Raw genomic sequence first — 22672 nt, 5'->3', positions numbered from 1 at the left:
GACACGGAATTGTCAAACTCCTCTCAGGTTCCTGCCAGACTCGCCCGACCGCGCGGACCGGGGATCCGCGGCTCAGGTGGGGAGTGGAGCGTGGGCGCGGGAGTCGGGAGGCAGAGCGGCGAGGAGGTGCGGCGCGTCGATCAGGTGGTGACTGGTGTGGTCCAGAAGGTGCGGGTGGAGCGCGTAGATCTCCGCGCCCCGGCGGGCCGTGATGTCGCCGGTCAGGACCGCGACGAAGTCGGATCGCGCAGCCACATCCTCGTCCCAGACGCGGTCGGGCTCCAACCGGGCCGTGAGCCGCCGCGCGAACGACGCGAGGTCTTCGGCCGGGTCACGGCGGTAGCCGACGACCGACCCGTCGGCACACCGTACGGCGATGTCGTCGGAGCGGGCCGCCGCGTGCCAGCAGCAGATCTCCCACAGGCTCACCCGATCCCCGGAGCCGTGCACTTCCTCCAGGGTCGCCGCCATCAGCGCCAGATAACCGCCGTACCGCACGATGTTGTGGCCGTAGCCGGCCGCGCTGAGGTTGACGTCGTACCAGCGCAGTTCCTTGGTCAGCAGATCGATGCCGAACGGCAGCAGGATCTTCGCCGGACCGGCGAGGTCGAACCGCTCCTCGACCGCCGCCGGGTCGAACAGGCCGGTCGGCTGCCGCATCACCCCGACGAACCCGCGCTCGAGTTCGTCGAACGGCACGTTGTTGTAGCTGAAGACCACCGGCAGCACATACCGCCCGCCGACCCGCCGCACCGCGCGCAGGTCGAGATCGACGAACTCCGTCGACCCAGCCGGCGCGGGCGCCGACGTCAGGTCACCGGAGTGCACCAATGCGTCCTGGTCGAACCGCAGCCGCGTGTAGTCGCACAGCCCGACGAAACCCCACTCCTCGTCGAACACCGCGATCGACAGATCGAGATCGACTCGCCGGCCGCTCGGCTCGACCCAGTGCAGGAACAGCCGCAACAGCTCGTCCTGCGGAATCGGCACCGCACTCCCCCGCGTCATCCGCAGCAGGGTCGACGACGAGCTCCGCTCCGAACCAGGCGCCGCCAGCCGGGTCAGCTCCTCGTCCAGGAACACCCGGCGCCACCGCGGCAGATCAGTTGCCCGGCGCAACATTTCGCCGACCAGTACGCCGGCCAGCGCCGCGCTCAGCTCGGACGGCAAGGGCTCCCGCTCGTCCACCGCCGTCCAGATCCGCGTCGTCCCGCCGCGCGGGAAGAACAACCGCAGATCGCCCGGCGGCGTGCGGACCTGACCGAGGGCGGCCGTGATCACCGCCGGCGACACATCCGAGACCGCGGTCGTCAACGCATCCATCAAGGCGCCATGCTGATCCGTCGGCAGCGCCCGCGCCAACTGCACGAGTCGCCGCACCAAGTCTCCCGGCCGCTGACGCAGCAGGTCGAGCGCCTGTCCCGGTCGCCCGTCCGCCAACGCACCCTCGACCCGCGACGCGAACGTACTGGTCGCCAGCCGCCCGTTCTCCAGGCGAACAAAAGGACTCCGCGCCGCCTCGCCTGCCACCGCCCGCCCCGCTGCGGTCCCCAGATCCACATCGGTACGGCGCAGAGTCGCGAACGCCAGCGCCGCCACCGGATACCGGGCGGCGAACTCGAAGGGATGCAGGTTCTCCGCGATCCGCTTCCACGCACGCTCGTGCCGGAGCATGTCCTCGACGAGCGTCTCGGCCGGCAGCCGATCTAGGCGCTCGAGGACCAGCCGACGCGTTGCCCGAGGCAACGACTTCCGCCGGGCCGGCGGCGTCCGCAACCCGGGGTCGGCATCCATCAGCGCGTAGAGCAGCCGCAGTACGTCGGTCCCGGTACCGGCGCGATCGATCAGCTCGGGGTCGTCGGCGAGAAAGTCCGCGATGACGAGCGCACGCGTCTCGCGGACGGGGATGTCGTCGGGCAACCAGGACGAGTCGGCTCCGGCGAGCAGCACGCGCAAGTCGGCACGATCCACAGCCGACAGCGGAGAGCGTCGTACCAATAAGGCCTCGACTGCCTGGCGGGCGGAATCGGACGTCGCGAGGGAAAGCAGACGGAGACGGTCGGACCGCACGTGGGCCGACTGCACCTCGTCGAACGACGGTTTGAGGAACGGGTCCCTTGGATCGATCCGGCGCAGGCACAGCGGGCACGCGCTGAGGTCCGATCCGTCCCAGCACGTCCGGCAGACCAGATGCGCGCAGGGCGAGACCGCATGCACAGCCTTCGCGTCGCCGCACAGTACGCACGGCTGCTCGGGCTCCTGCAGGAGCCGGGCGAACACTCGGTTGATGTAGAACGTGTCCGTGTTGCCGGGAACGCTCTCCGGGAAGCCGCGGAACAGCGGTGTGTGCTCGGTGTCGTGACCGGACTCGGCATCCAGCAGGTCGAGAAGTGCGCCGCCGAATCCGGCGAGCGCAGGCGCTGACAGGGAGGCGCAGTACCGGTAGAGGCTGACGGAGAGCAGGAAGCCGCGCTGGACCAGATCGGCCTGCAACGCGGACAGTCCGAGCTGGATCGTGAGTGGGCGGCGAAGCCACTGCCATGCGGAACGACGCACCGGCGGTGTCAGTGCGGTGGCGTCGACGAGGCGCCGGCGGCGCAGCAGCACTGCGGCGGTGGCGTCCGGGTTCAGCTCTGGCATCGCGTCTCCCCACTGGCGCGTCGTGGACGAAGGCGCCAGGGGCGGAGAGCGGACGCGCTACTTGGCCTGGTGAAGGAGAAGGAAGCACGTCCAGGAGCCGCCCCTGGCACAGAGAACGCTACCGGTCACCACCGACAGTTTGCTCGCGCCGAGCAGGGCCCCACAAAGAAGAGCTCCGGTAGCAGGGTCGGGGCCGCCCCGCCCAGACCCCGCTACCGGAGATCTCCAGAGTAGAACGTTCACCCAAATACGGCGCCACCGGGTACCCGATCTGGCACTGATGCGCCGTGATCAAACCCTTGAACCACGGTCATCCCGGTGCAGGGAAACCCTTTCAGTTACAGCCGGGAGGTGTCACACCACGGATTGTGGTTAGGGTCGTAGGTATGGAGGGTGGGGTGATCCGGCGTGCACGCTGGCGCGACGTGTTCGGGCACGCCGAGTTCAGGGCTCTGTTCCTGGCCGGCGTGCTATCCGTCGCAGGCGACCAGCTGGCCCGGGTGGCGTTGTCCGTCCTGGTCTTCGACCGCACCGCCTCCGCGGGACTGACCGCACTCACCTATGCCTTGACGTATGTGCCGGACCTGCTGTTCGGGCCGCTGCTGGCCGGGTTCGCGGATCGGTACCCCCGTCGCACCGTGATGATCGTCACCGACCTGGCACGCGCGATTCTCGTTGCAGCTATGGCGATCCAGGCCTTGCCGCTCGTCGTCGTGATCCTGCTCTTGCTCGCACTGCAGGCGTTCGGCTCGCCCTTCAACGCAGCACGAGCAGCGACGCTCCCCGCCGTACTCCCGGGCGACCACTACGTCCTGGGCAAGGCTGCGAACGACATGGTCGTGCAGTTCAGCCAGGTGCTCGGCTTCGGGACCGGAGGCCTCGTAGTGGTCGCCGTTGGGACGTCGGGTGGCCTGCTGCTGGACTCCGCCACCTTCCTGCTCTCCGCGGTGCTGATCGCGGCCGGCGTACGACGTCGCCCGGTGCCTGCCCGTGACACTGATGAGCCACCGACCAACTACTTCAGGGACTTGGCCTCCGGCTTCACACTGGTCGCCCGTACGCCGGAACTCCGCACACTGGTCCTTCTGGCGACGATCGCCGGGTTCTACGTGACTGTGGAGGGCCTAGCTGTCCCCTACGCACACGAGATCGGCATGGGCACCACGGCAGCCGGACTCCTGCTGGCCGCCAGCCCAGCCGGCGCGGTCGCCGGCATGTGGCTGATCACGCTGTGGCCGCCCGAGCGCCGGATGAACTTCCTCGGCCCGTTGGCCATGCTGGCGTGTGCGCCGCTGATCGTCAGCTTCCTGGCGCCAGGGCTCGTGCTCACCATGGTGCTGTGGGCGGTGTCGGGCCTCGCGTCGGCGTACCACCTGCCGACCAGTGCGGCGTTCGTCCAGGCCGTGCCGGACGCGCAGCGCGGACAGGCTTTCGGAGTCGCGAGTACGGCCTTGAAGAGCAGTCAGGGCGCAGGCATCCTGATCGCCGGACTGATCGCCAGTGCGGCCTCGCCGTCGGTCGCGCTGGGCGTGATGGGGGGCGCCGGAACGATCGCCGCCCTGGTGGCGGGCGCCGCGTGGTCGCGCGCCCGCCGATCCAGGGCCGGCACCGCCGAAATGGGTGTCGGATGAGCTGGCCGGAGATTCAGGGGAATCACCTCCGGACAGACTCCGTAAAATGTCGGTAAAGAAATTACGGGGGTCAGCCGCAGATCACCATTCGTTGCCGTCGGTGAACCACTCGTTACCGGATCCACCGGGCCGGCGGAACCACTCGTTGCCACCCTGCGTGAACCACTCGTTCCCTCCGTGCAGCCACTCGTTCCCGCCGCGGAACCACTCGTTGCCGCCGCCGGTGAACCACTCGTTGCCGCCACGGAACCACTCGTTTCCGGTGCTGATCTTCGACATGGTGCTGGATCCTTCCTTCGCCATCCGCCAGATGGAATAGATGCGGGTCGGGGATGACCTCGCGTGAACAACCAGTTACTATTCAGGAATAACCGTTCAGGTCTATCTGTGTGAGGCCACCATGATTCTGATCGGTCGGAGCAATTGGGTGCCACCCCGCCGGTGGAAGCTCTGGTCGTTGCCGCGTCCTGCGCTGAGCTACGTGCTCGGTGTCGACGCGGTTGCAGTCATGATCACCACCTTGGCTGTGGCCTCGACGGTCTTCGGCGCCCACAACGGCGTCAGGCCGGATGAGTGGGTCGCCTTCGCTGTGCTCGCGGCCGCCTCGGTGCTTCACCTGGAGTCTGCCCGCGGAATCGAGCGCCGACGCGAGATGGCGGCGAACACTTCGCCGTACACGAACCTGAAGAGCCTGTGGGTGTTCGCGGGCCTGCTGCTGCTCCCGCTCAGCCTGGTCGTCGCACTGGTCGTCGTTTCGTACGGATACTCATGGATCCGGGTCTACGGCCGGACCATCGCGCACCGCAAGGTGTTCTCCGCCAGCACGTTCATCCTGGCCAGTGCCGCGGCCGCCGCGGTGCTGCGGGCCGGCGGTCTGCTGACCGAGCCGCGGGTGCCGACCGGGCCGTGGTCCCTGGTCGTCGTGGTGGCCGCGGCGACCACGTGGTGGCTGGTCAACTTCGCGCTGGTGATCGGCGCGATCCTGCTGTCGTCCCCGGACGCCACTGCTCGAGGCGCTCTGGGTGATCTGGCCGACCAACTCGTCGTGGTGGCCGGTCTTGGTCTCGGCGTGGCGGTCGCCGCACTCCAGGCGTCGTACCCGTGGGTGGTGCCGATCCTCATGGTCACGGTGCTCACGCTGCACCGCGATCTGCTGCTCCCGCAGTTCCAGCGGGCCGCGGGGACCGACGTCAAGACCGGCCTGGCGACGCCGGCGTACTGGGCTAGCGCAGTGCCGGCCGAGTTGGCTCGGGCGGAGACGCTGCGCAGCAATGTGGGTCTGCTGATGATGGACCTGGACAAGTTCAAGGAAATCAATGACACCTACGGCCACCCGGCCGGAGACCAGGCACTGCGCGCGGTCGGCGAGAGCGTCCGGGCTGAGGTCCGGCAGGGTGACCTCGTCGCCCGGGTTGGTGGCGACGAACTGGCCGTCCTGCTGCCCGGCGCCTCAGAGACCGAGGTGCTGGAGGTGGCCGAGCGGATCCGCGCCCGGCTCAGCACACTCAGCGTGCCGGTGGACACCACGACGGCCACCACGGCCGTGATCACCGGTGTGCCGGCGTCCTTCGGCGCCGCTGTCTATCCGGATGTCGCGGAAACCATGGACCAGCTGATCCTCGCCGCCGACAACGCACTGCTGAGCGCCAAGCGGGACGGCCGGAACCGCATCGTGACCGCCCGACCGAACCCGCCTTCTGTCACCGACCACGCGGATCAGCCGGTCAGCGACTGACCCTGATCAGGGCTTTGCCGCGGAGAGTCCGGTTCTCCAGGGCGGTGTGCGCATCGGCCACGTGGTCGAGGTCGTAGACCTGATCGATCACGGGCTTCAGGTCACCGACGGCGGCTCTCCTGATCACCTCGGCACCGGTGACTGTCGTGGACGTCGTGTCGGCGCGGAGATCCATGATGCCCTTCACCGTGACCCCACGCCGCTGCGCCTCGGCTGCGTCGTACGCCGCGAAGCCGCCGCTCGGAGCTCCGTGGGCGGAGAACCAGCCACCGTCCCGCACCACCGTGAACGCGGTCGCACCGAGCTCACCGCCGGCGCCTTCGAACACGATGTCGGCCCCGTTGTTGTTCGTTGCCGCTAGCACCAATTTCTCCCAGCCCGGCGTGCCGTAGTCGATCACCACGTCGGCGCCCTGGGCGCGGCTGAGGTCGAGCTTCTCCTGGCCGCGAGCAGCCGCGATGACGTGGGATCCGGCCTGGTGCGCGAGCTGAGTCAGGAGCAGTCCCATGCCGCCGGCAGACGCGGTGATCAGCACCTCCTTGCCGTGCAGCGGTGGCGCCAGTTCCACGAGCATGAGGGCGGTGAAACCGTCGCCGAAGACTGCGACCGCGGTCTCGAGATCGAGTTCGGCGGGCACCTCGATCGGGTCTTGCACCAGGGCGAACTCGGCATGCGCACCGAAGCCGATCGAGCGACCGACGATGGTCTTGCCGAGCCACTCCTCGGGTACGCCGGCGCCGACCGCGCGTACCCGTCCACCCAGTGATCCACCTGGCACATAAGGCGGCTTCACGTCGAAGAACTGGCTCTGCTGTCCCCGCCGGATCGCTGTCTCGACGAAGATGACGTCTGCCACCATCACCTTGACCAGGATCTGGCCGTCCGCCGGCACGGGGTCTGGCCGGTCCTGGATCTTGATAACGTCCGGACCGCCGAACTCGGTGACTACTGCTGCGCGCATATCTGCTCCTTCAGGCTGTGTCCTGGAGTCTCCGAGACTGCAACCTCAACGCTGGTTCAGGTCAAGTCGGGTAGTTGTCCACAGGCCTGGTGTGACGGGCGGGAAGTTGTCGGTGGTCCGGCGTACTGTGCAGGGCATGTTCGACGCCGTCTTCGTCCCCGCCGACCCGCCGCGCGCGGGCCGGCTGGCGTTGTACGGCGATCTCGCGGCGGCCGGTGAGGTTGCCGACGGGACGGTCGATCTGGTGCTGCCGAAGGGGTCGGCGGTGCGACGGACCACGGTCCCGGCGCGCCTGCTGCGGATCGACGAGGTCCTCGAGCGGCTGGGGCTGACCGGTTCGACCAGTTGGGAGGCGTGGCGGTCGGCTGCTCTCGCCGGTCTGGGGTTGATCGGGCGTGGTCGGCTCGTGCCGGATCGAAGCCCCAGTGGGTACGGCGCCTGGCGGGTGGCGCCGCTGGATCCGTTGGACCGCGGCTGGTTGCGGAATCTCGGTGCCGCGATGCCGGCGTACGGACACGCGTTGGCGATCGAGGGGACGCGACCAGTGCGACTGGTCGATCCGGAGCAGCTGGTCCGGGCCTTCTGGGATGCGTTGGCGGATACGCTCGTACGGACGCCTGCCGCGGCAGTCGCCGTACGTCCGGGGGCGGCGCCGTTCGCGTCGTGGGATCCAGCCGAGTTGAGCGGACCTGCGGGGTGGCTGGACGAGACTGCTTTGAGTGAGGAGGCCGGGGCTCGGCTGGTGCTGCGGATCGAGCCGCCGTCCGAGTCGGTCGAGGACTTCCGGGCCGTGCTGCAGTTGCGGAGCGGCGTGGATCCGAGCCTGCTGGTTGATGTGTCAGACGTGTGGAGTGCGCCGGCGGCTGTGCTCGCGGCTCTTGGGGAGCGGGCGGAGACCGATCTGCTGCTGGCGTTGCGGCGTGGGGCTCGGGTCTGGCCGCCGTTGGGTGCTGCGTTGCGGGACGCTGCGCCGGCCGATGTCGAGGTCGACGACGCGGCGCTGGAGGAGTTGGCCGAGGGCAGTACAGCGTTGGAGGGCGCGGGGATCGAGGTGCTCTGGCCGACCGAACTATTCGCGGGTGAGTTGGCCGTGCGCGGGACGGTCGCGACGCCGGCGCCTGGTGCGGTGACCGGGCCGGACTTCAGTTTGACCGACCTGGTCGCGTTCCGATGGCGGCCGACTCTGGACGGGCAGGAGCTGACCGAGCAAGAGGTGGCGGCGCTTGCGGAGGCGAAGCGGCCGATGATCCGGATGCGCGGTCGCTGGGTCCGGGTCGATCACGATCTGGTTCGGAAGCTGCGTCGTGGCGGCACGCGGAAGCTGACCGGAGCGGAGGCGCTCGGTGCGGCGCTGACCGGGTCCATCGAGGTCGATGGCGAGCTCGTGGCGTTCGACGCCGATGGGTCGCTGGCCTCGATGCTGGCTCGGTTGCGGGCGGCCGAGGAGCCGGCGCCGTTCAGCTCGCCTCCCGGGCTGGAGGCCACGCTGCGGGACTACCAGCGGCGCGGGGTCGCGTGGATGGCGCAGCTCGCGGATCTCGGTCTCGGCGGCTGTCTGGCCGACGACATGGGTCTTGGTAAGACGATCCAGGTCATCGCGTTGCATCTTCAGTTGCTGGGGCGCGGTGGTGGGCCGACGCTGGTCGTGTGCCCGTCGACGTTGCTGGGGACCTGGGAGCGGGAGTTCGCCCGGTTCGCGCCTTCTGTGCCGACGCGGCGCTACCACGGGGCCGGGCGGACGTTGACCGATCTCGCCGCGGACGAGGTCGTGCTGACGACGTACGGCGTGGTGCGGCAGGACCACCGGGTGCTCGGCGAGGTGTTCTGGGGGCTGGCGGTCGCGGACGAGGCGCAGCACGCGAAGAACCCGTTGTCCCGGACCGCCCGTTCGCTCCGGACGTTGCCATCCGCAACAAGGATCGCGTTGACCGGGACGCCGGTGGAGAACCGGTTGTCGGAGCTGTGGTCGATCCTGGACTGGGCGGCGCCCGGGTTGCTCGGGACGCTGGAGCGGTTCCGGCACGACGTCGCCGTACCCGTGGAGCGGTATCACGACGAGGAGGCGACGGCTCGGCTGGCGCGAGTGACGCGGCCGTTCCTGCTGCGGCGGCGGAAGAGTGACCCCGGGATCGCGCCGGAGTTGCCGCGCAAGACCGAGCACGATGTCGTCGTACCGCTGACAACCGAGCAGGCGACGCTGTACCAAGCGGTCGCGAAGGAGACGCTGGCGAAGATCGAGTCGGCGGAGGGGATCGCGCGGCGCGGTCTGGTGCTGAGCCTGCTCACGCAGTTGAAGCAGGTGTGCAACCACCCGGCGCAGTTCCTGCACGAGCCTGGTCCGCTGGAGCGACGGTCGGGCAAGCTCGCGGCGCTGGACGAGCTGCTGGACGTGATCTTGGCCGAAGGCGAATCGGTCCTGATCTTCAGCCAGTACGTCGAGATGTGCCGGCTGATCGAGGCACATCTGGCGGCGCGGCAGGTCAAGTCGTTGTTCCTGCACGGCGGGATCGGGGTGCGGAAGCGGGAGCAGTTGGTCTCGCAGTTCCAGGACGGCGAGGCTCAGGTGTTCCTGTTGTCACTGAAGGCCGGCGGGGTCGGGCTGACGCTGACGCAGGCGACGCACGTGGTGCATTACGACCGGTGGTGGAACCCGGCGGTCGAGGACCAGGCGACGGACCGTGCGTACCGCATCGGCCAGGACCGGCCGGTCCAGGTGCATCGACTCGTCACTGAGAACACTTTGGAAGACCGCATCTCCACGGTGATCGCCGCCAAACGCGACCTCGCCGACGCTGTGGTGGGCTCGGGCGAAGCCTGGCTGAGCGAACTGTCGGACGCCGAGCTGACCGAGTTGGTCGAGCTGTCGACGACGCCGCTCCGGGCCGGCGCGGCAGGGCCTCACAACCCGTCCGCCGTCGGGCGCGTCACTCCGGGCGGTGAGCTCGATGAGTGAACAACCACCGCAGGAGACCCCCGATCCGCGGGCCGCGCAGGAGACGGCAGGGTCGAGGGAGGCAGCGGGGTCGCCAGCCGCACGGGAGGCGGCGGACGGGAGGCCGTCGGGGAAAGCGGCGGACGGCGCGGGTTCGCGGGATCCGCGGGATGCGCGGGATGCGCGGAAGTCGGGGACGGGGGCCGGTGGGTCGGGGTCGCTGGGGTTGCGGTCGGGGTCGCTGGAGCTGGGGGCAGGGGCGCGGGAGGTGCGGGCTGCGGGTGAGCGGGCGCCGTGGCAGGGGTGGCGGCGGACCGGGGACGACGCTGGGGTGCCGGCGGCGAAGGGGCCGGGTAGTCGGCGGCCGTTCGGTGCCACGTGGTGGGGGCGGGCTTGGCTGGACGCCTTGGAGCACCGAGCGCGGCTGGATCCGAACCGGTTGTCGCGCGGACGCTCGTACGCACGGCGCGGAAGTGTGCTCGAGCTGACGGTCACCCCGGGCGAGGTCGAGGCAGTCGTCCAGGGCAGCCGCGTCACGCCGTACCAGGTGACGGTTCGGATCCGCGCGTTCTCGACCTCCGAGTGGGACGCCGTCCTCGACGTCGTCTCGGCCCAGATCGGCCGCGTGGCCGCGCTCCTCGACGGGGAGCTGCCACCCGAGGTCGTCGACGACGTGCACGCCGCCGGCCTGGACCTTCTCCCCGGAGCCGGCGAGGTCCTCACCAACTGCAGCTGCCCGGACTTCGCCGTACCGTGCAAGCACTCCGCCGCCGTCTGCTACCTCGTGGCCGACGCACTCGATGACGATCCCTTCGCCCTCCTACTCCTCCGCGGCCGCCGCAAGGACGAGCTCCTCTCCGCCCTCCGCTCCCGCCGCTCCGCCCCAGCCGTCGAGACCCGAGTCCGCACGCCAGCTCCCCCGGGCATCCCCGCAATAGCAGCGTTCGCCCGCTACCTCGATTCCGAAGACGCGTCCGGCCCGGTCCCAGTGCCCGTTCCCCCAAGGCCGCTTGCGTCCCCCGGTGTCCCGGCGGCCGTGCGCGTGCTGGATCCACCGCGGTCGTCGGGCGTCGATGTACGGGATCTGGTCGCGCTGGCGACCGACGCCGCCCGCCGCGCCTGGGAGGTCGCGTCCGGCGACGGCGACGGAGGTCTGAGCCTGACCGTCGATCAGGACCTCGCCCGCCGAGCAGCCTTGCTCCTGGGTACGCCGGAGCTCGCCGACCTCGCGCATCGAGCCGGCGTACCAGCCCGTCAACTCACCAGCTGGGCCGTCGCCTGGCGCGAGGCCGGTCCCGGCGGTCTCGCCGCCACGGTCGACGAACCGACCGACGTCGACCCACAATCCCTCGCCGAGGCTGTCGAGGCCCTTCCCAACGCCACCACGGATGCCAACCGCGTCACCGCCGGCAAGATCCAACTCCGGCTCGGCGCGGACGCCCTCTGGTACCGCTTCGACCAACACTTCAACGACTGGACCCTGACCCGCCCACCCTCCCCGGACCCCCACGACCTCCTCACGGACTAGCCGCGGGCGGCGACGAACGCTTGGGTCAGGCGGGTGATGAGGTCGTAGGGGACGGGGTCTTTCAAGGCGAACTTGAGGGTGCCTTTGCCGGCGCGGTACGGCTCGATCGCCGCCGCGAGGGCGTCATCGACGGGTGGGATCGGGTAGACGGAGATGTGTTCTTTCCAGCCGCTGAAGTAGAGCAGCGACTTCCCGTCCACGGTGATCGTGGGGATCTGGTAGCTGATCTTCTCCCCTGCTCCGGGTACGACGGCGTGGATCGTCCGCCGTACCTCCTCCAGCACTTCCCGGACTTCCACCGGGAACGACGCGATGTACTCGTCCACACTCCCGAACTTCTGGTCCGCCACCCTGCCATCCTCACCACCCCCATCCCTCCCGGCAACCCACCACCCTGGCGCGGCGGCGGGGACCCCGGTCGCGGGATCAGCTGGGGCGGCGGAGGGTGGTGTGGGTTTCTAGAGCGGGGATCAGGTGGGCAGCGATCTTGGCGTGGCCGGCGACCGTCGGGTGGACCTGGTCGGTGCAGTCGTCTTCGGTGATCCAGCCGGTCGAGTCGATGCAGACGAGGTTCGGGTCGTCGACGGACTTCACCGCGGCCTGGATAACGTCGGCGTGCTTGCCGCTGAACGGGGTGAGCGCCACGATCGTGCTCTCCGGGTACACCGAGCGCACTCGCGTGACGTAACCGGCGTACTCCTCCGGCTCCAATGTCGGGTCGTTCACGCCGAGGTTGATCACGACGACGTCCGACGGCTCGACGCGTTCGGCGGGCGAGCCGGCGAAGTTCCAGCCGAAGGAGTCCACCCCGGCCGGCACCTCGCCGTTCCCGGGCTTGCTGATCCCCTGACTCCCGAACCCGACCTGGTACGACGCAGCGCCGAACGCGCGGGCGGTCAGATACGCGTACGTCGTCGTACCGTCAGCACCCTCCGACTCCGAATGCGAGCTCAGTGACCGCACCCCCTGCGTGATCGAGTCACCGTAGAACTCGAGCCGCGGACCGCTCGGCCGCCCGCTCAGCCGCAGGCGCGAGTTCACGTCGAGCACGAGACCGGCGAACACGACCGCGCACTCGAACGGCGGGTTCCACCGGTTGGCGTGCTCGTTCACGTCCTTGACCACGACCTCGACCCGGTGCTGTCCCGTCGGCGCGGACAGCTCGATGACCGGGTCCTCGATCAGGTGGAGCTCCGGCTCACCGTCGTCGACCGTGATCCACAGGTGCGGCGCGACGGTGAGGCCGTTCGTGTCGAACAGGAGCTGCAGCCGCTCGCCGGCGTACGAGAAGGAGATCCGCGACCCGGAGTTGACGGTGATCGCCACTCCGGGCTGCTGACCCCACTGGCCTTCCAGGACGATGCGCGGATCTGACGGGGCGACGACCTCGCCTGGTTCGAACGGCACTGGCTGACTCCTTGGTTTCGGTGGCGGTGCAATTCTGCCTGGCGGTCACCAACCTTCCTTGCGCGCCCGCGCTTCGAACAGCAGGATGCCGGCCGACAACGCGACGTTGAGCGAGTCCGCCTGGCCGAGCATCGGGATCGACACCGCGCCGAACCCCTGCTCGTGCCACTCGCGCGACAAGCCCGCACCCTCCGAGCCGACCACGAAGGCCGTCGGTCCGTCGTACCGCGGGACCCGGTAGCTGCCCGTCGCCGCCGGATCCGCGAGGTGCACGCGGAAGTGGTGGCCGCGCAGCCACGTTGCCGCCGAGGCGATGTCGTCGAACTCCACGACCGGTGTGGACAGGACGGTTCCACGACTCGCGGAGTACACGGCCGGGTGGCTGGGCCGGGCGCGTCTGCTGGTGAGGACGAGGCAGTCGACGTTGGCCGCGTCGGCGGTGCGGATCAGGGTGCCGAGATTCCCGGCGTACTCGACGCCGTCGGCGACGAGGACCAGGGACTCGTTGGTGAACCGGAACGTCTGCGGCGTCCACACCGGCAGCCGGGCGATCGAGATCAGTCCGTCGGAACGGGTCTTGCGGGACAGGCGGGTGAGCAGCTTCTCCGAGATGCGGTACACCCCGGCGGCGCGCTCGGCGATCCGGTGTACGGCGTTCGTCGTACTGGCCTCGGGGCACCAGAAAAAGGCGTCGATCGTGGTCACGGTAGCGAGCAGGCGGTCGTGTTCCCAGCTGCCTTCGACCATGATCCGGCCGGGAGACGCGTCCTTGCGGACAGTGAGCAGGTCGCGGACACGGGGGTGTTGCGCACCGATGGGGCGCGCGTCATGCACGGTCATGTGCAGAGCTCCGTCAGGAGAGAATCAGCAAGCGCGCCGGGGACCCTGTCGTGGGTCCACGCCGGCGTGGCGAACGCCCACGGTCATGTCTGACCTAGGGCGCCGTGGTACGGACGCGGTCTACCTGGACCGCATCAGCCAAGGATTCTCTTCACGTATCGGATGGTAAGCACGCGCGTGGGAGACGTCACCCGGTTTTCCACAGACCGTCCTTCTGTAGTTGTCCACAGCTACCTGGCAGGTGAGTTTTGGCTTGTCGGTGTGGGTGGTTAGAGTCCATTGCTCTGGTAGGCACGTCTGCTATCACACGGGAGGGACGGGGATGGACGCGACATTGCTCGACGCCGAGGCCGAGGCGGCTGTCCTCCGCGTCTACCGTCAGGTGTTCGCGGTGCTCGCCCGCGAGGCCGGCGCGATGATCGTCGACCCCGACCTGCTGGACGTCGACCAGGCGATCCTGGACGCGTTCGCCGAGGCCGGTAGCGACGGGCTCACGGTCGAGCAGGCGACGCTCGCGTGCCGCGCCTATCCGCATGACGTGATCGTGCGGCGCTTCGACGTACTGCGGCAGTACGGCGCGATCACCAAACTCGTCGACCGGCCGAACGAGCTGCGGCACCGCGCCGCGTTCGCGCCGTACGTGATGCTGATGTTCCTGCGCCGGATGTCGGTGCAGGGCGGTCAGGCCGAGCTGCACCAGCTGCTGACCCTGGAGGCACACAGCGTCAGCGATCCGACCGCGACCGAGGACGACGGGCTCGCCTCGATCCAGCGGCTGACGAAGGTCTTCCGGCTGCTCGGCAACGAGCTCGCCATCCTGGTCTCGACCAGCACGACCGCCCAACTGCGGGAGAACGCGCAGCTCGCCTGGGGTAACGAGCGGCTGATCGAGCAGGCCGAGAAGGTGCACCGGATCGTGCTGGACCGGTGGCCCGGGCTACACCGTGCGTGTACCTCGCTGCGGATGGCGCTGGCGGCGTACGCCGATGCCGTGCAACTCGCCGCTGGGCGCCTCGTGGAGACAGCGGGTACGACGCGCGCACTCGGGCTGCTGCCGATCGAGACGTGGCTGACGTTCACCCGGAGCAGTGAGCCGGAGGTGCTGGCCGGGGTGCTCGATGGGCTGTTGTTCGACGCGGCCGCACCGGACTTCTCGCCGCAGACGATGGTGGAGGCCGTCGAGACAGGACGTCGTACCGGCACGGCCCGGATGGCGCCACCCCGCCCGACCGGCGACGTCGAGGCACCGGAGTCGGCCGCCGCGACGGACCGGGAGGAACTCCGCGCGGAAGCCGAGCGGGTGCTGGCCGGACGAACGTCGGTGGACATCGTCGAGGTCATCGACGACGCCGGCGACTGGATCACCGCACGCCGCGTGCTGGCTGAGCTGACCGCGGCGCACCTCCACGACGAACTCGACTACGAGCTCGTCTGGTCCGACGGAATGCGCATCGACCCCACGGCCGGCACCCCCTGGGCAACCGAGGGCACCTTCCGCCGGGTGACTGCATGAGCACCCCGTCTGCGGACGCCGTGGACCAACGCATGCCGGACACGCAGCCGCGGCGGGGGTCGGAGGCTGTGGAGCGGCGGCTGTACCACGCGTTGTGGTGGGCGAAGGTGCAGTCCGCCGGCCCGCTCGAGGTCGAACCGGACACACCCGCCGTCGCAGGCCTGACCCGGGCTGTGTCGCCGGACGGCTCGACGGTCTGGCTCGTGCCCACCCTGCCCTCCGGCGCCGGTCACGCCGTCCTCGAAGAGCTGGGCACTCCCCCAGTCGCCGTCGAACAACCGAACGAGACCGCCCGCGTACTCGCGATCTGCGTCGCCTGCTGCTGGACCGACCGCAGCGGACCCGCCTGGCCAGGCTCCACAGGCACGCTCGCGCAGATCAGATCCGTGTACGCCGGAATGCGCGGCCGCCCCGAGCAGTCCAGCGACCTGACCCTGATCATCGGTAGCCTCCGCCGCCTCCACGCCACGCACTGGCTCCTCTGGAACGAGAAGTCCGGCGAGGTCCGCCTTGGCCCCCGAGTCATCACCTGGACCCCCGCCGACGAAGCCACCCTCCGAGACCTCTGCCGCCACCTCCCCGACCCACCCCCCGCCATCCTCACCACCCCCACCACTCCAGAAACACCCCCAGATCCCCTCCCACCCGACGCCAGCCCGGCGGTCGATTCGACGGACGCTGGCATCCCCACCTCCACCGCCGCGGATGCCGGCTCCGCGGACGAGCGGCGTACGGAGGTGTCGGATGACTGAGCAGCATGTGTTGTTCGATCCTCTGTTGCAGGACTTGAGTGATCGGGCTCGGGACGAGGTGCTGGCTGCGTTCAGCGCGGTGCAGTTCGCCGCCCACCCCGTCGCCGAGGTGCAACTGGCCGGCCTGCGCGACGTGACGCTACGTCGACATGTCCAGAAGATGCTGAAGCTCATCGGCCGGACTCTGGTCCACGTCGACGGCACGCATTGGACCTCCGGGTACGCCGACGACATCGCCGCCACGCTGACCACGCAGGGCTGGCAACCTCTGTCCGTCATCGACCGCGCCGTACTGGTCCTCGTGCTGATCCACTCGGTCGCGATCCCCCGCAGCGAAGGGATCCTGACCGGCGACAGCTGGAAGTCCGCCCGCCCGACAACTGTCGACGAATTGCGCACAACAAGGATCAGCGGCGAGGAACGACGCCTCGCACTCCAGCGCCTCCGTGCAGCCGGCCTGATCCAGCTCTCCGGCGACCACTCCGGCGGCCCGAGCTACATCCCCGGCCCACAACTCCAGCGACTCACGCCGGCCGCCCGCCGCCGCTTGCAAGACCAGCTGATCCTCGCCGCCGCCCCCGCGAGCCCAATAGCCGAGGCCATCCGAGCCCGGAACGGCACGCCAAGCACCACAGCTGAAGGCAGCACAGACGAAGGCATGACGGACGCCGGCACCACGGAAGAAGGAGCGGTATGAGCAGCACTGTTGAGGACGGTCCGTTCGACATCCTCGGGTCCAAGGTGCTGCTCGGCGTCCAGGTCGTCGACCTGTCGCGCCTCTCGACGCACCCGATCCCGATGGTCGGCCAGGGCCTCGTCACGGTCGCCGGTCAAGGCCCGACCGACTCGAACGGCGCCGGCAAGTCGTCCTGGATCGCAGCGCTCAGCCTCCTGCACGCGGACGACCAGTGGCGCCTGACCAGCGGTGCTCCCGGCGCCGCCGAACTGCTGTTCACCGCCGAAGCGGCCGGCCAGGAAGGCAACTGGTCAAATGTCGACCGCGGGTACATCGTCGGCGTTTTCTCCGACCCCGACCTGACCGACCTCGCCGAAATCGAGGCGGCCGCGATCACCGTCTGGATCCGCATCAACCGCAAGGCGTCGTACATCGACCTGCGCTGGAAGAACGGCCTGCACGTCCCGTACGGCGCAACCGAGGCGGAGCGTGCCGCCGGCGCCGACGCGTTGTGGGCCGCGCTGCCGCACTCGAACGGCCGCACCGACTTCCACGCCAACAAGCTGTCCACAGTTCTGTACGGCGGTCAGGTCCGGTGTGTCTCGTTCTTGTCGACCTCGGTCCGATCCAGTCCGACCGCCAACCTCCTGGCCGAGCCGCTCAACGAGCTCGGCCCGGCGCGGATCTTCAACGCGATTGCGACCCTCACCGGCCTCGATCACGAACTCGAGCAGGAGCAGGCGCACCGCTCCGCCGAGCACACCCAGCGCGAGGCGACCAAGCAGGCGACGGCCGACTTGCAGCGCTGGGAGCAGGAGATGGCGACGGTCGAGGCCGGCATCCTGCAGCGCGCCGCCGCCCGGGAGGCGCTCGCCGCGGCGAAGGAGTCCTGGCAGGCTCGTGGCGCCCGGCACCTGATCGACGGCGACGCACGCAACAACGAGATCCGGCAGGAGCTCGCCGTACTGGATGAGCGGGTGGCCGAGCAGGAGGCGCGGCGCGAAGCCGTCGACGCCGAGGTCGATGCGTTTGGCAACGAAGAGGTCCTGCTCCGGGACGCTCAGCTGACCCGGCAGGAGCGCGACAAGCTGGACGCACGCGACCGGGAGCTCGACCTCGCGCAGCGCTCGGTGCGGGAGCAGCTGGAGCGGCTCGGGCAGGAGCATCGCCGGCTGCTGGACGCGGGGCGTTCGGCAGACGGACGTGACCTGGCCGCCGCGGCCGAGGAGCAGACCGAGGCTCGCGCTGTTCTCGAGGAGCACATCGGCCGGGATCACGCGGCCCGGTCCGGGGTCGACTACGCGACGGCGGAGCTGCGGGAGGCCGAGAGCGGCCAGACCGTCTCGGCACCTCAGCAGCAGGTCCTGGAGAACGCAGGCCTCGAGTGCGGTGCGCTGACCGACATCACCGAGCTGCCGTCGTCGGACCGAGCCGAGTGGGAGCCGCGGCTCGCGCCGTACCGCGAGGCCGTCGTCATCGACGCCGGTGACGCAGCGGTCGCATCGACTGCGCTGGCCGATGCCGGGTACGCCGGATTCCTGCTGGTGCTCGCGAATCGGCCGGGTGCCTCGGGCAAGGGCCGGCGAGGTGGGCCGAAGTCCGCCGACAAGCGATTCACGCTGGACGCCTTCTTCGCGACCATCGGCGAACGCGCGACGAAGGACAACATCGACGACGTCGCTGGTGTTGTGGCAGTCGGGCAGTTCGACGAGCCGCTGACCGGCCGGACCGCGCGGATCGAGGCAGCCCGTCGCCGGGTCGAAGCCGCGGTCGAGGCCCGGGCCGTCGCATCCGCGGCGCTCGAGCAGGCCCGATCCCGGGTCGACCAGGCAGAGCGCCGTACGGCCGCCGCCCGCGCACTCGCCGACGCCGAGTCGGTGCAGGAACAGATCCTCGCCCTCCGCGAGACGATCGACCGCCACGAGACCGACCGTGATGCGCTCGCGCCGGAACTGCAGGCCGCCAAGGAGTCCGCCGAGGCCGCCGCCGGACAGCAGCTCGTCCGGGACGAACGGCTCAAGAACCTCGAATCGACCCGTCGCGACCATCAGCGGATCCTCGACGACCTGACCGCGCGCCGGCTGACGCTGCTGGAGGAGCAGACGTCGCTCGACCTGACGAGCAGGACCACGGCCTGGGGCGGGACTCCTGCCGAGGCCGAGGAGTTCATTCTCGGACTGCCGGACGACGCACAACGCCGTACGACGGCCGACTGGAACCACCAGGCCTGCACCCAGCTCGACGACGTCATCCGCCGGTGCTTCCCGAACGCGCGCTCCCGGGAGGAGATCCCGACCGAGCTCTGGGAGATCCTGAACGGTCCGGACGGCTGGACGAACGGTACTCTCGGCGCCCGCGTCGGCCTGGTCCCGGCGCTGCATCGGACCCTGAGCAGTCACCTCGCGCAGCACGAGACGTTCGACAGCCTGCAGCAACAGCAGATCGCGAGCCAGCGCGCCGAACGGAACGCCGCACTCGAACGCGCCCGCGAAGGACTGGACGAGGCCGAGAGCACCGCGCGCGCCCACCGCGCGTCGCTTGCCGACGGCATCAAAGCGCGGCTCCGCCTGGTCTCGCAGGAATTCGACCGGCTCGACCAGCAGTACGGCGGGTATGGCGCGAAGCTCGAGTTCCCCGAGCCCGACCCGCCGGCCGAGCCGGACAAGCCGTGGCGCTGGACGGTCACGCCGAAGTGGCGGCGTTCGGAGGGCGGGCCGTTCTCCGCATTCAACGTGAAGGGCAACACGGCCCAGATGGACGAGAAGGCGGTCAAGCTGGTCTGCGCCGCCGCGCTCGCGGGTGGTTCGGACCGGCCACTGCTGCTGATTCTCGACGAGCTGGGACGCAACCTGGGTTCCCAGCACCGCCGCGAGGCCGTGGCGTTGTTCGAGCAGATCGGCCGCGACCGGAACATCACCGTCATCGGCGCCCTGCAGGACGACATGGAGCGCTATGCGCTGGCGTCTTCGCGGCTGTACGTCAAGCTACGCCGGAGCTCCGACACCATGGCGTACAACCAGGCACCCGTCGTCAAGGGCAACGAAGAGTACGCCGGCCGGGTCGAGCTGCTCCGGGACTGGCTGAGCTCCTACCGCGGCAAGACCCCGACACTCGAGCTAGCCCCCCCCCACCCTCACTCCTTGACAGTTGTCCAGACTTTGGCCGGGTGGTTACCTAAATCGGACCCCGGTGCAGACCACCGACCCAGGGGTGCCTCAGACTGGACCGGTGACCGCTCCAGAGATCCGTGCCGCCCGCTCACACCGAGTACGCGGAGCTCTGGTCAAGCGATCGACTACCGGCGTACCGTCTCCAGTTCGGGTCTGGTCGTCTCACGATCGGAGGGCGTGAATGGCATCGTGGCTGCTCCGCGCCCAGTGGACCCATCGTGACGAGTCCGTCGAACACCGCGCGCTCCGCGTGGGCCGCACCCTGACCGCGGTCGCTGTCGCGTTCCCCGACGTACACAACTGGACTCAGGACGAGCGCTTGGGCTATCACGTCCTCGAGGCCGACGGCTCCAGCCCGCTCCAGGAGATGGTCGAGGCAACCACCAAGGTCCTGGCGAACGGCTCCAGCACGACTCGACTGCATCTGCAGAGCACCGGCGAGTTGCCGTGGCTGTTCGACCTCTCGATGGGCGGCACGCTCACCACGGTCTCCGACCAGCTCACGCTGCACTGGAGCGACGAGGATGCACTCGCCCAGTCCGAGCGGTTCGCGCAGGTGCTGCGCGCGGTCGTGACGATCTGGGAGCCCGAGTGGGCCAGCATCGCCGACACCGAACTCGCGGCTGCGGCCGGCGTCTTCCGTCGCGGTATCCCGATGATGGGCTGGCTGACGTACGTACGCGGTCTCGTGGCCGGTGCCCACGGCATCGATATCGGACTGACGCCGTTCGAGCGCGGCACCTTGCTCCAGGCCCCGGTAGCCCCGGCCGACCTCACCCCGGTCCACATCTGCGCCGCCGCCGCCCTCGTCGGCATCGCCCCCGAGGCTTAGCTCGTCACCACGGTCTGGCGATCCCACCGCACTACTTCCGCGGCACTCGGCACCTCGAACATGGCGGCGAACTCCTCCAACTCCTGCCGACTGATCGCAAACGTCCCGGCGGGCAACGCCGCATTACGAGCCTCGAGCCTTTTCCACAGCACATCCAACGGCAGATCCAGTACGACGATCTCCGCGTCCGCACCGAGTTCGTGGGCCCGCTCCCGGAATAGGTCCCGCTCAGTCTCGGACCAGCACCCATAATCCAGGATCACGCTGACACCCAGCGTCAACGCCCGGGCGGCGAGCCCCCAGAACAGCTGTGACTCCAGCACCCAGCGCCGCCCGTTGTCCTCACTCACCCCGAGCAACGCCTCCATCCACTCATCCGGCGTGAACCGCAGCGCCGCTCGCTCGCCCTCCAACTGACGCGCCAACGTCGTCTTCCCGGCTCCCGGCAACCCCACGATCAGCACCATCACCGCACGCTCCATGCCCAGACCCTACGCACCCGGCCGTTGATAACGGCAACGGGTTTCCCGGGCTTCCGCGGCGGGCAAGCGTCCTACACACCCCGCCCCACGGAGGACCGCCATGCTCATCAGACTCCTGACCAGCTCAGCACTGCTTCTGACCACTGTCTCAGCACCTGCAGCCGCAGACGCCCCGCCGTCGGATCCGGCTCGCGCCGAGCTTCGATCAATCGTGGAGAACGTGAGCGGTGCGACCGGCAAGCGCTACGCAGTGCAGGACGATGCCGGTCACGTGATGGACACAGTCAAGATCATTCAGGACACGACCGGCGGCTACCTCGCCGTCTCGCACCATCTGGCGGCAGACGGCCACTTCCGGGTCAACCTCGCCACCTCGACCGACCTGCTGAACTGGCACTGGGTTCGCGAGCTGGCCGGCAGCAACACTGGACCGGCATCGCAGCCGACGATCGCGCAAGCGTCCAACGGCGGCTTCGTGCTCGCCTGGGAGCAGGAGCAGCCCGGAGGTGGAAACAATCACCTCGCCTTCCGCTACTTCGCCGGCCGCACCGCCCTGCTGGCCGGCCAGGTGACGCGGTCCTTCGACGCTCCCCGTCAGGTGTCGTCCTGCGCCGAGGGTACGCCGAACATCTACGGGATCACCCTCTCTCCCGATATCGACCACTCGACGATCGACATCGGTGGGCACTACTGGTGGAACTGCGACCGCGACAGGCAGCAACGCGGACGCCTGACCAACTTCAACTCCTGGAGTACGGCGGCCCAGCCGAACTACGACAACGCCCTCCTGTACTGGGGCGTCGGCGGCAACATCGGCGACCGCGACCAGGCTGTCTTCCGCGGTTACAGCTTCGGTCTGATCGAGGGCCAGTACACCAAAGGTGACTTCGGCTCCTGGCGCACATTCGTGTACGACTATCAAACCGGCAATGCCGACCGAACCACCATCCACACCGACGGCGGCAGCACGGCCTTCGCGAATCCGACCGTGACTGCTCTCCGAGCACCGAACGGGCAGCCGGCCATCCTGGTCACGCTGTTCATCCCGAGCCAGGGCGCCGCCTCTGGTGAATCAGGCGAACTCATCTACTACCAGACCTACTGAGTCTGGTCTGGACCTGATCAACGTGATGGGTGTCCGAAACCTTCAAGACACCGGACCCAGCGCGGGTGACGATCGACAGATGCCAACTACTCGAGACAGCACGAAAGCCTCAGATCTGACGACTCTCATGAACGTCGGCCGGGCAGTAGCCGGCTACCTGCAGCGCGCCGGCATCACCGAAGTCCACCAGCTGGCCGGTCGGGACCCGGTCGACATCTACGACAACATCTGCACGGTCGACGGACGCCGCCACGATCCGTGCCTCCTCGACACGATCATGTCCGCCGTGGACCAAGCCAACGGCAACCCTGCCCGCCCGTGGTGGTCCTACACTCCCACCCGCAAGCAGATGCTTGGGGAGAATCATCGGTAGAAATGTTAAGGGCCACCCCTTGTGGGGTGGCCCTTAACAGTGTGAATGTCCGGCGGCGTCCTACTCTCCCACGACCTCCCGGTCGCAGTACCATC

The 22672-nt window shown here is 69.1% G+C and carries 18 protein-coding genes; 11 read left to right on the top strand and 7 right to left on the bottom strand.

Annotation, left to right across the window (positions count from 1 at the left end; genetic code table 11):
- Positions 1-72 precede the first annotated feature (72 nt).
- Positions 73-2640 carry an MXAN_6230/SCO0854 family RING domain-containing protein gene (locus AB0E63_RS41055; RefSeq protein WP_360378650.1) on the bottom strand — a complete coding sequence of 856 codons (2568 nt, stop codon included), beginning with the start codon at positions 2638-2640 and terminating at the stop codon, positions 73-75.
- 386 nt (positions 2641-3026) lie between these two features.
- Between AB0E63_RS41055 and AB0E63_RS41050 the strand changes: the two genes are divergently transcribed.
- Positions 3027-4271, top strand: a complete 1245-nt coding sequence (locus AB0E63_RS41050) for an MFS transporter (RefSeq protein ID WP_360378647.1) — start codon at positions 3027-3029, stop codon at positions 4269-4271.
- 81 nt (positions 4272-4352) lie between these two features.
- Here the strand turns inward: AB0E63_RS41050 and AB0E63_RS41045 are convergent, their stop codons facing one another.
- The gene (locus tag AB0E63_RS41045) at positions 4353-4550 is read right to left on the bottom strand and encodes a DEAD/DEAH box helicase (protein ID WP_360378644.1); all 198 of its coding nucleotides are present in this window, start codon (positions 4548-4550) and stop codon (positions 4353-4355) included.
- Positions 4551-4671: 121 nt separating this feature from the next.
- Here AB0E63_RS41045 and AB0E63_RS41040 point away from each other — a divergent pair, with 121 nt between their 5' ends.
- Complete coding sequence (locus AB0E63_RS41040; protein WP_360378641.1) at positions 4672-6006, top strand: GGDEF domain-containing protein; 1335 nt, start codon at positions 4672-4674, stop codon at positions 6004-6006.
- On the opposite strand, the gene AB0E63_RS41035 is transcribed toward AB0E63_RS41040, so the two are convergent.
- Positions 5996-6967, bottom strand: a complete 972-nt coding sequence (locus tag AB0E63_RS41035) for a zinc-binding dehydrogenase (protein ID WP_360378638.1) — start codon at positions 6965-6967, stop codon at positions 5996-5998. The two genes, AB0E63_RS41040 and AB0E63_RS41035, sit on opposite strands and share 11 nt — an antisense overlap.
- 91 nt (positions 6968-7058) lie before the next feature.
- Between AB0E63_RS41035 and AB0E63_RS41030 the strand changes: the two genes are divergently transcribed.
- Together AB0E63_RS41030 and AB0E63_RS41025 are read left to right on the top strand one after the other, a co-directional pair.
- On the top strand, positions 7059-9920 hold the full coding sequence (locus AB0E63_RS41030; protein ID WP_360378636.1) for a DEAD/DEAH box helicase: 2862 nt from the start codon (positions 7059-7061) through the stop codon (positions 9918-9920).
- A complete protein-coding gene (locus AB0E63_RS41025) occupies positions 9913-11427 on the top strand; it encodes an SWIM zinc finger family protein (RefSeq protein WP_360378633.1) in 1515 nt (504 codons plus the stop codon). Before AB0E63_RS41030 ends, AB0E63_RS41025 begins: the two co-directional genes overlap by 8 nt.
- Here the strand turns inward: AB0E63_RS41025 and AB0E63_RS41020 are convergent.
- The 3 genes from AB0E63_RS41020 to AB0E63_RS41010 all read right to left on the bottom strand — a co-directional run bounded on the left by AB0E63_RS41020 (position 11424) and on the right by AB0E63_RS41010 (position 13674).
- A complete protein-coding gene (locus AB0E63_RS41020) occupies positions 11424-11777 on the bottom strand; it encodes a DUF1801 domain-containing protein (RefSeq protein ID WP_360378631.1) in 354 nt (117 codons plus the stop codon). The genes AB0E63_RS41025 and AB0E63_RS41020 overlap by 4 nt on opposite strands.
- Positions 11778-11853: 76 nt before the next feature.
- Entirely contained in the window at positions 11854-12834 is a 981-nt protein-coding gene (locus AB0E63_RS41015) for an SGNH/GDSL hydrolase family protein (RefSeq protein ID WP_360378629.1), read from the bottom strand.
- 45 nt (positions 12835-12879) lie between these two features.
- The gene (locus AB0E63_RS41010; RefSeq protein WP_360378627.1) at positions 12880-13674 is read right to left on the bottom strand and encodes an RNA methyltransferase; all 795 of its coding nucleotides are present in this window, start codon (positions 13672-13674) and stop codon (positions 12880-12882) included.
- 322 nt (positions 13675-13996) lie between these two features.
- On the opposite strand from AB0E63_RS41010, the gene AB0E63_RS41005 reads away from it, so the two are divergent.
- Genes AB0E63_RS41005 through AB0E63_RS40985 form a run of 5 tightly spaced genes read left to right on the top strand, consistent with a single transcriptional unit; the run spans position 13997 to position 20617 of the window.
- Positions 13997-15187, top strand: a complete 1191-nt coding sequence (locus AB0E63_RS41005) for a hypothetical protein (protein ID WP_360378625.1) — start codon at positions 13997-13999, stop codon at positions 15185-15187.
- Positions 15184-15939, top strand: coding sequence for a hypothetical protein (locus AB0E63_RS41000; RefSeq protein ID WP_360378622.1), 756 nt, complete (start codon positions 15184-15186; stop codon positions 15937-15939). The genes AB0E63_RS41005 and AB0E63_RS41000 overlap by 4 nt, the downstream gene beginning before the upstream one ends.
- A complete protein-coding gene (locus tag AB0E63_RS40995; protein ID WP_360378620.1) occupies positions 15932-16636 on the top strand; it encodes a hypothetical protein in 705 nt (234 codons plus the stop codon). Before AB0E63_RS41000 ends, AB0E63_RS40995 begins: the two co-directional genes overlap by 8 nt.
- Complete coding sequence (locus AB0E63_RS40990) at positions 16633-20007, top strand: chromosome segregation ATPase (RefSeq protein ID WP_360378617.1); 3375 nt, start codon at positions 16633-16635, stop codon at positions 20005-20007. Before AB0E63_RS40995 ends, AB0E63_RS40990 begins: the two co-directional genes overlap by 4 nt.
- Positions 19967-20617, top strand: a complete 651-nt coding sequence (locus AB0E63_RS40985; RefSeq protein WP_360378614.1) for a hypothetical protein — start codon at positions 19967-19969, stop codon at positions 20615-20617. The genes AB0E63_RS40990 and AB0E63_RS40985 overlap by 41 nt, the downstream gene beginning before the upstream one ends.
- Here AB0E63_RS40985 and AB0E63_RS40980 read toward each other — a convergent pair.
- The gene (locus AB0E63_RS40980) at positions 20614-21099 is read right to left on the bottom strand and encodes an AAA family ATPase (protein WP_360378612.1); all 486 of its coding nucleotides are present in this window, start codon (positions 21097-21099) and stop codon (positions 20614-20616) included. The two genes, AB0E63_RS40985 and AB0E63_RS40980, sit on opposite strands and share 4 nt — an antisense overlap.
- Positions 21100-21199: 100 nt before the next feature.
- On the opposite strand from AB0E63_RS40980, the gene AB0E63_RS40975 reads away from it, so the two are divergent.
- Positions 21200-22204, top strand: coding sequence for a hypothetical protein (locus AB0E63_RS40975; protein WP_360378609.1), 1005 nt, complete (start codon positions 21200-21202; stop codon positions 22202-22204).
- A 79-nt stretch (positions 22205-22283) separates the two neighbouring features.
- Positions 22284-22577 (top strand): helix-hairpin-helix domain-containing protein, encoded by a 294-nt coding sequence (locus AB0E63_RS40970; protein ID WP_360378606.1) that lies wholly within the window; start codon positions 22284-22286, stop codon positions 22575-22577.
- Positions 22578-22672: the final 95 nt, after the last annotated feature.

Origin of the sequence: Kribbella sp. NPDC026596, from assembly GCF_040638415.1 — a bacterium.
Classification (GTDB): Bacteria; Actinomycetota; Actinomycetes; order Propionibacteriales; family Kribbellaceae; genus Kribbella.
Note: the sequence above shows the minus strand (reverse complement) of the source record. Positions and strands in the feature narration are given on the sequence as shown.

Coding starts and splice junctions, on each gene's coding strand:
- AB0E63_RS41050 (WP_360378647.1), top strand. CDS start 3,027: ATGGAGGGTGGGGTGATCCGGCGTGCACGCTGGCGCGACGTGTTCGGG.
- AB0E63_RS40970 (WP_360378606.1), top strand. CDS start 22,284: ATGCCAACTACTCGAGACAGCACGAAAGCCTCAGATCTGACGACTCTC.
- AB0E63_RS41055 (WP_360378650.1), bottom strand. CDS start 2,640: ATGCCAGAGCTGAACCCGGACGCCACCGCCGCAGTGCTGCTGCGCCGC.
- AB0E63_RS41045 (WP_360378644.1), bottom strand. CDS start 4,550: ATGTCGAAGATCAGCACCGGAAACGAGTGGTTCCGTGGCGGCAACGAG.
- AB0E63_RS40980 (WP_360378612.1), bottom strand. CDS start 21,099: ATGGAGCGTGCGGTGATGGTGCTGATCGTGGGGTTGCCGGGAGCCGGG.
- AB0E63_RS40990 (WP_360378617.1), top strand. CDS start 16,633: ATGAGCAGCACTGTTGAGGACGGTCCGTTCGACATCCTCGGGTCCAAG.
- AB0E63_RS40995 (WP_360378620.1), top strand. CDS start 15,932: ATGACTGAGCAGCATGTGTTGTTCGATCCTCTGTTGCAGGACTTGAGT.
- AB0E63_RS41010 (WP_360378627.1), bottom strand. CDS start 13,674: ATGACCGTGCATGACGCGCGCCCCATCGGTGCGCAACACCCCCGTGTC.
- AB0E63_RS41000 (WP_360378622.1), top strand. CDS start 15,184: ATGAGCACCCCGTCTGCGGACGCCGTGGACCAACGCATGCCGGACACG.
- AB0E63_RS40985 (WP_360378614.1), top strand. CDS start 19,967: ATGGCATCGTGGCTGCTCCGCGCCCAGTGGACCCATCGTGACGAGTCC.
- AB0E63_RS40975 (WP_360378609.1), top strand. CDS start 21,200: ATGCTCATCAGACTCCTGACCAGCTCAGCACTGCTTCTGACCACTGTC.
- AB0E63_RS41025 (WP_360378633.1), top strand. CDS start 9,913: ATGAGTGAACAACCACCGCAGGAGACCCCCGATCCGCGGGCCGCGCAG.
- AB0E63_RS41040 (WP_360378641.1), top strand. CDS start 4,672: ATGATTCTGATCGGTCGGAGCAATTGGGTGCCACCCCGCCGGTGGAAG.
- AB0E63_RS41005 (WP_360378625.1), top strand. CDS start 13,997: ATGGACGCGACATTGCTCGACGCCGAGGCCGAGGCGGCTGTCCTCCGC.
- AB0E63_RS41035 (WP_360378638.1), bottom strand. CDS start 6,967: ATGCGCGCAGCAGTAGTCACCGAGTTCGGCGGTCCGGACGTTATCAAG.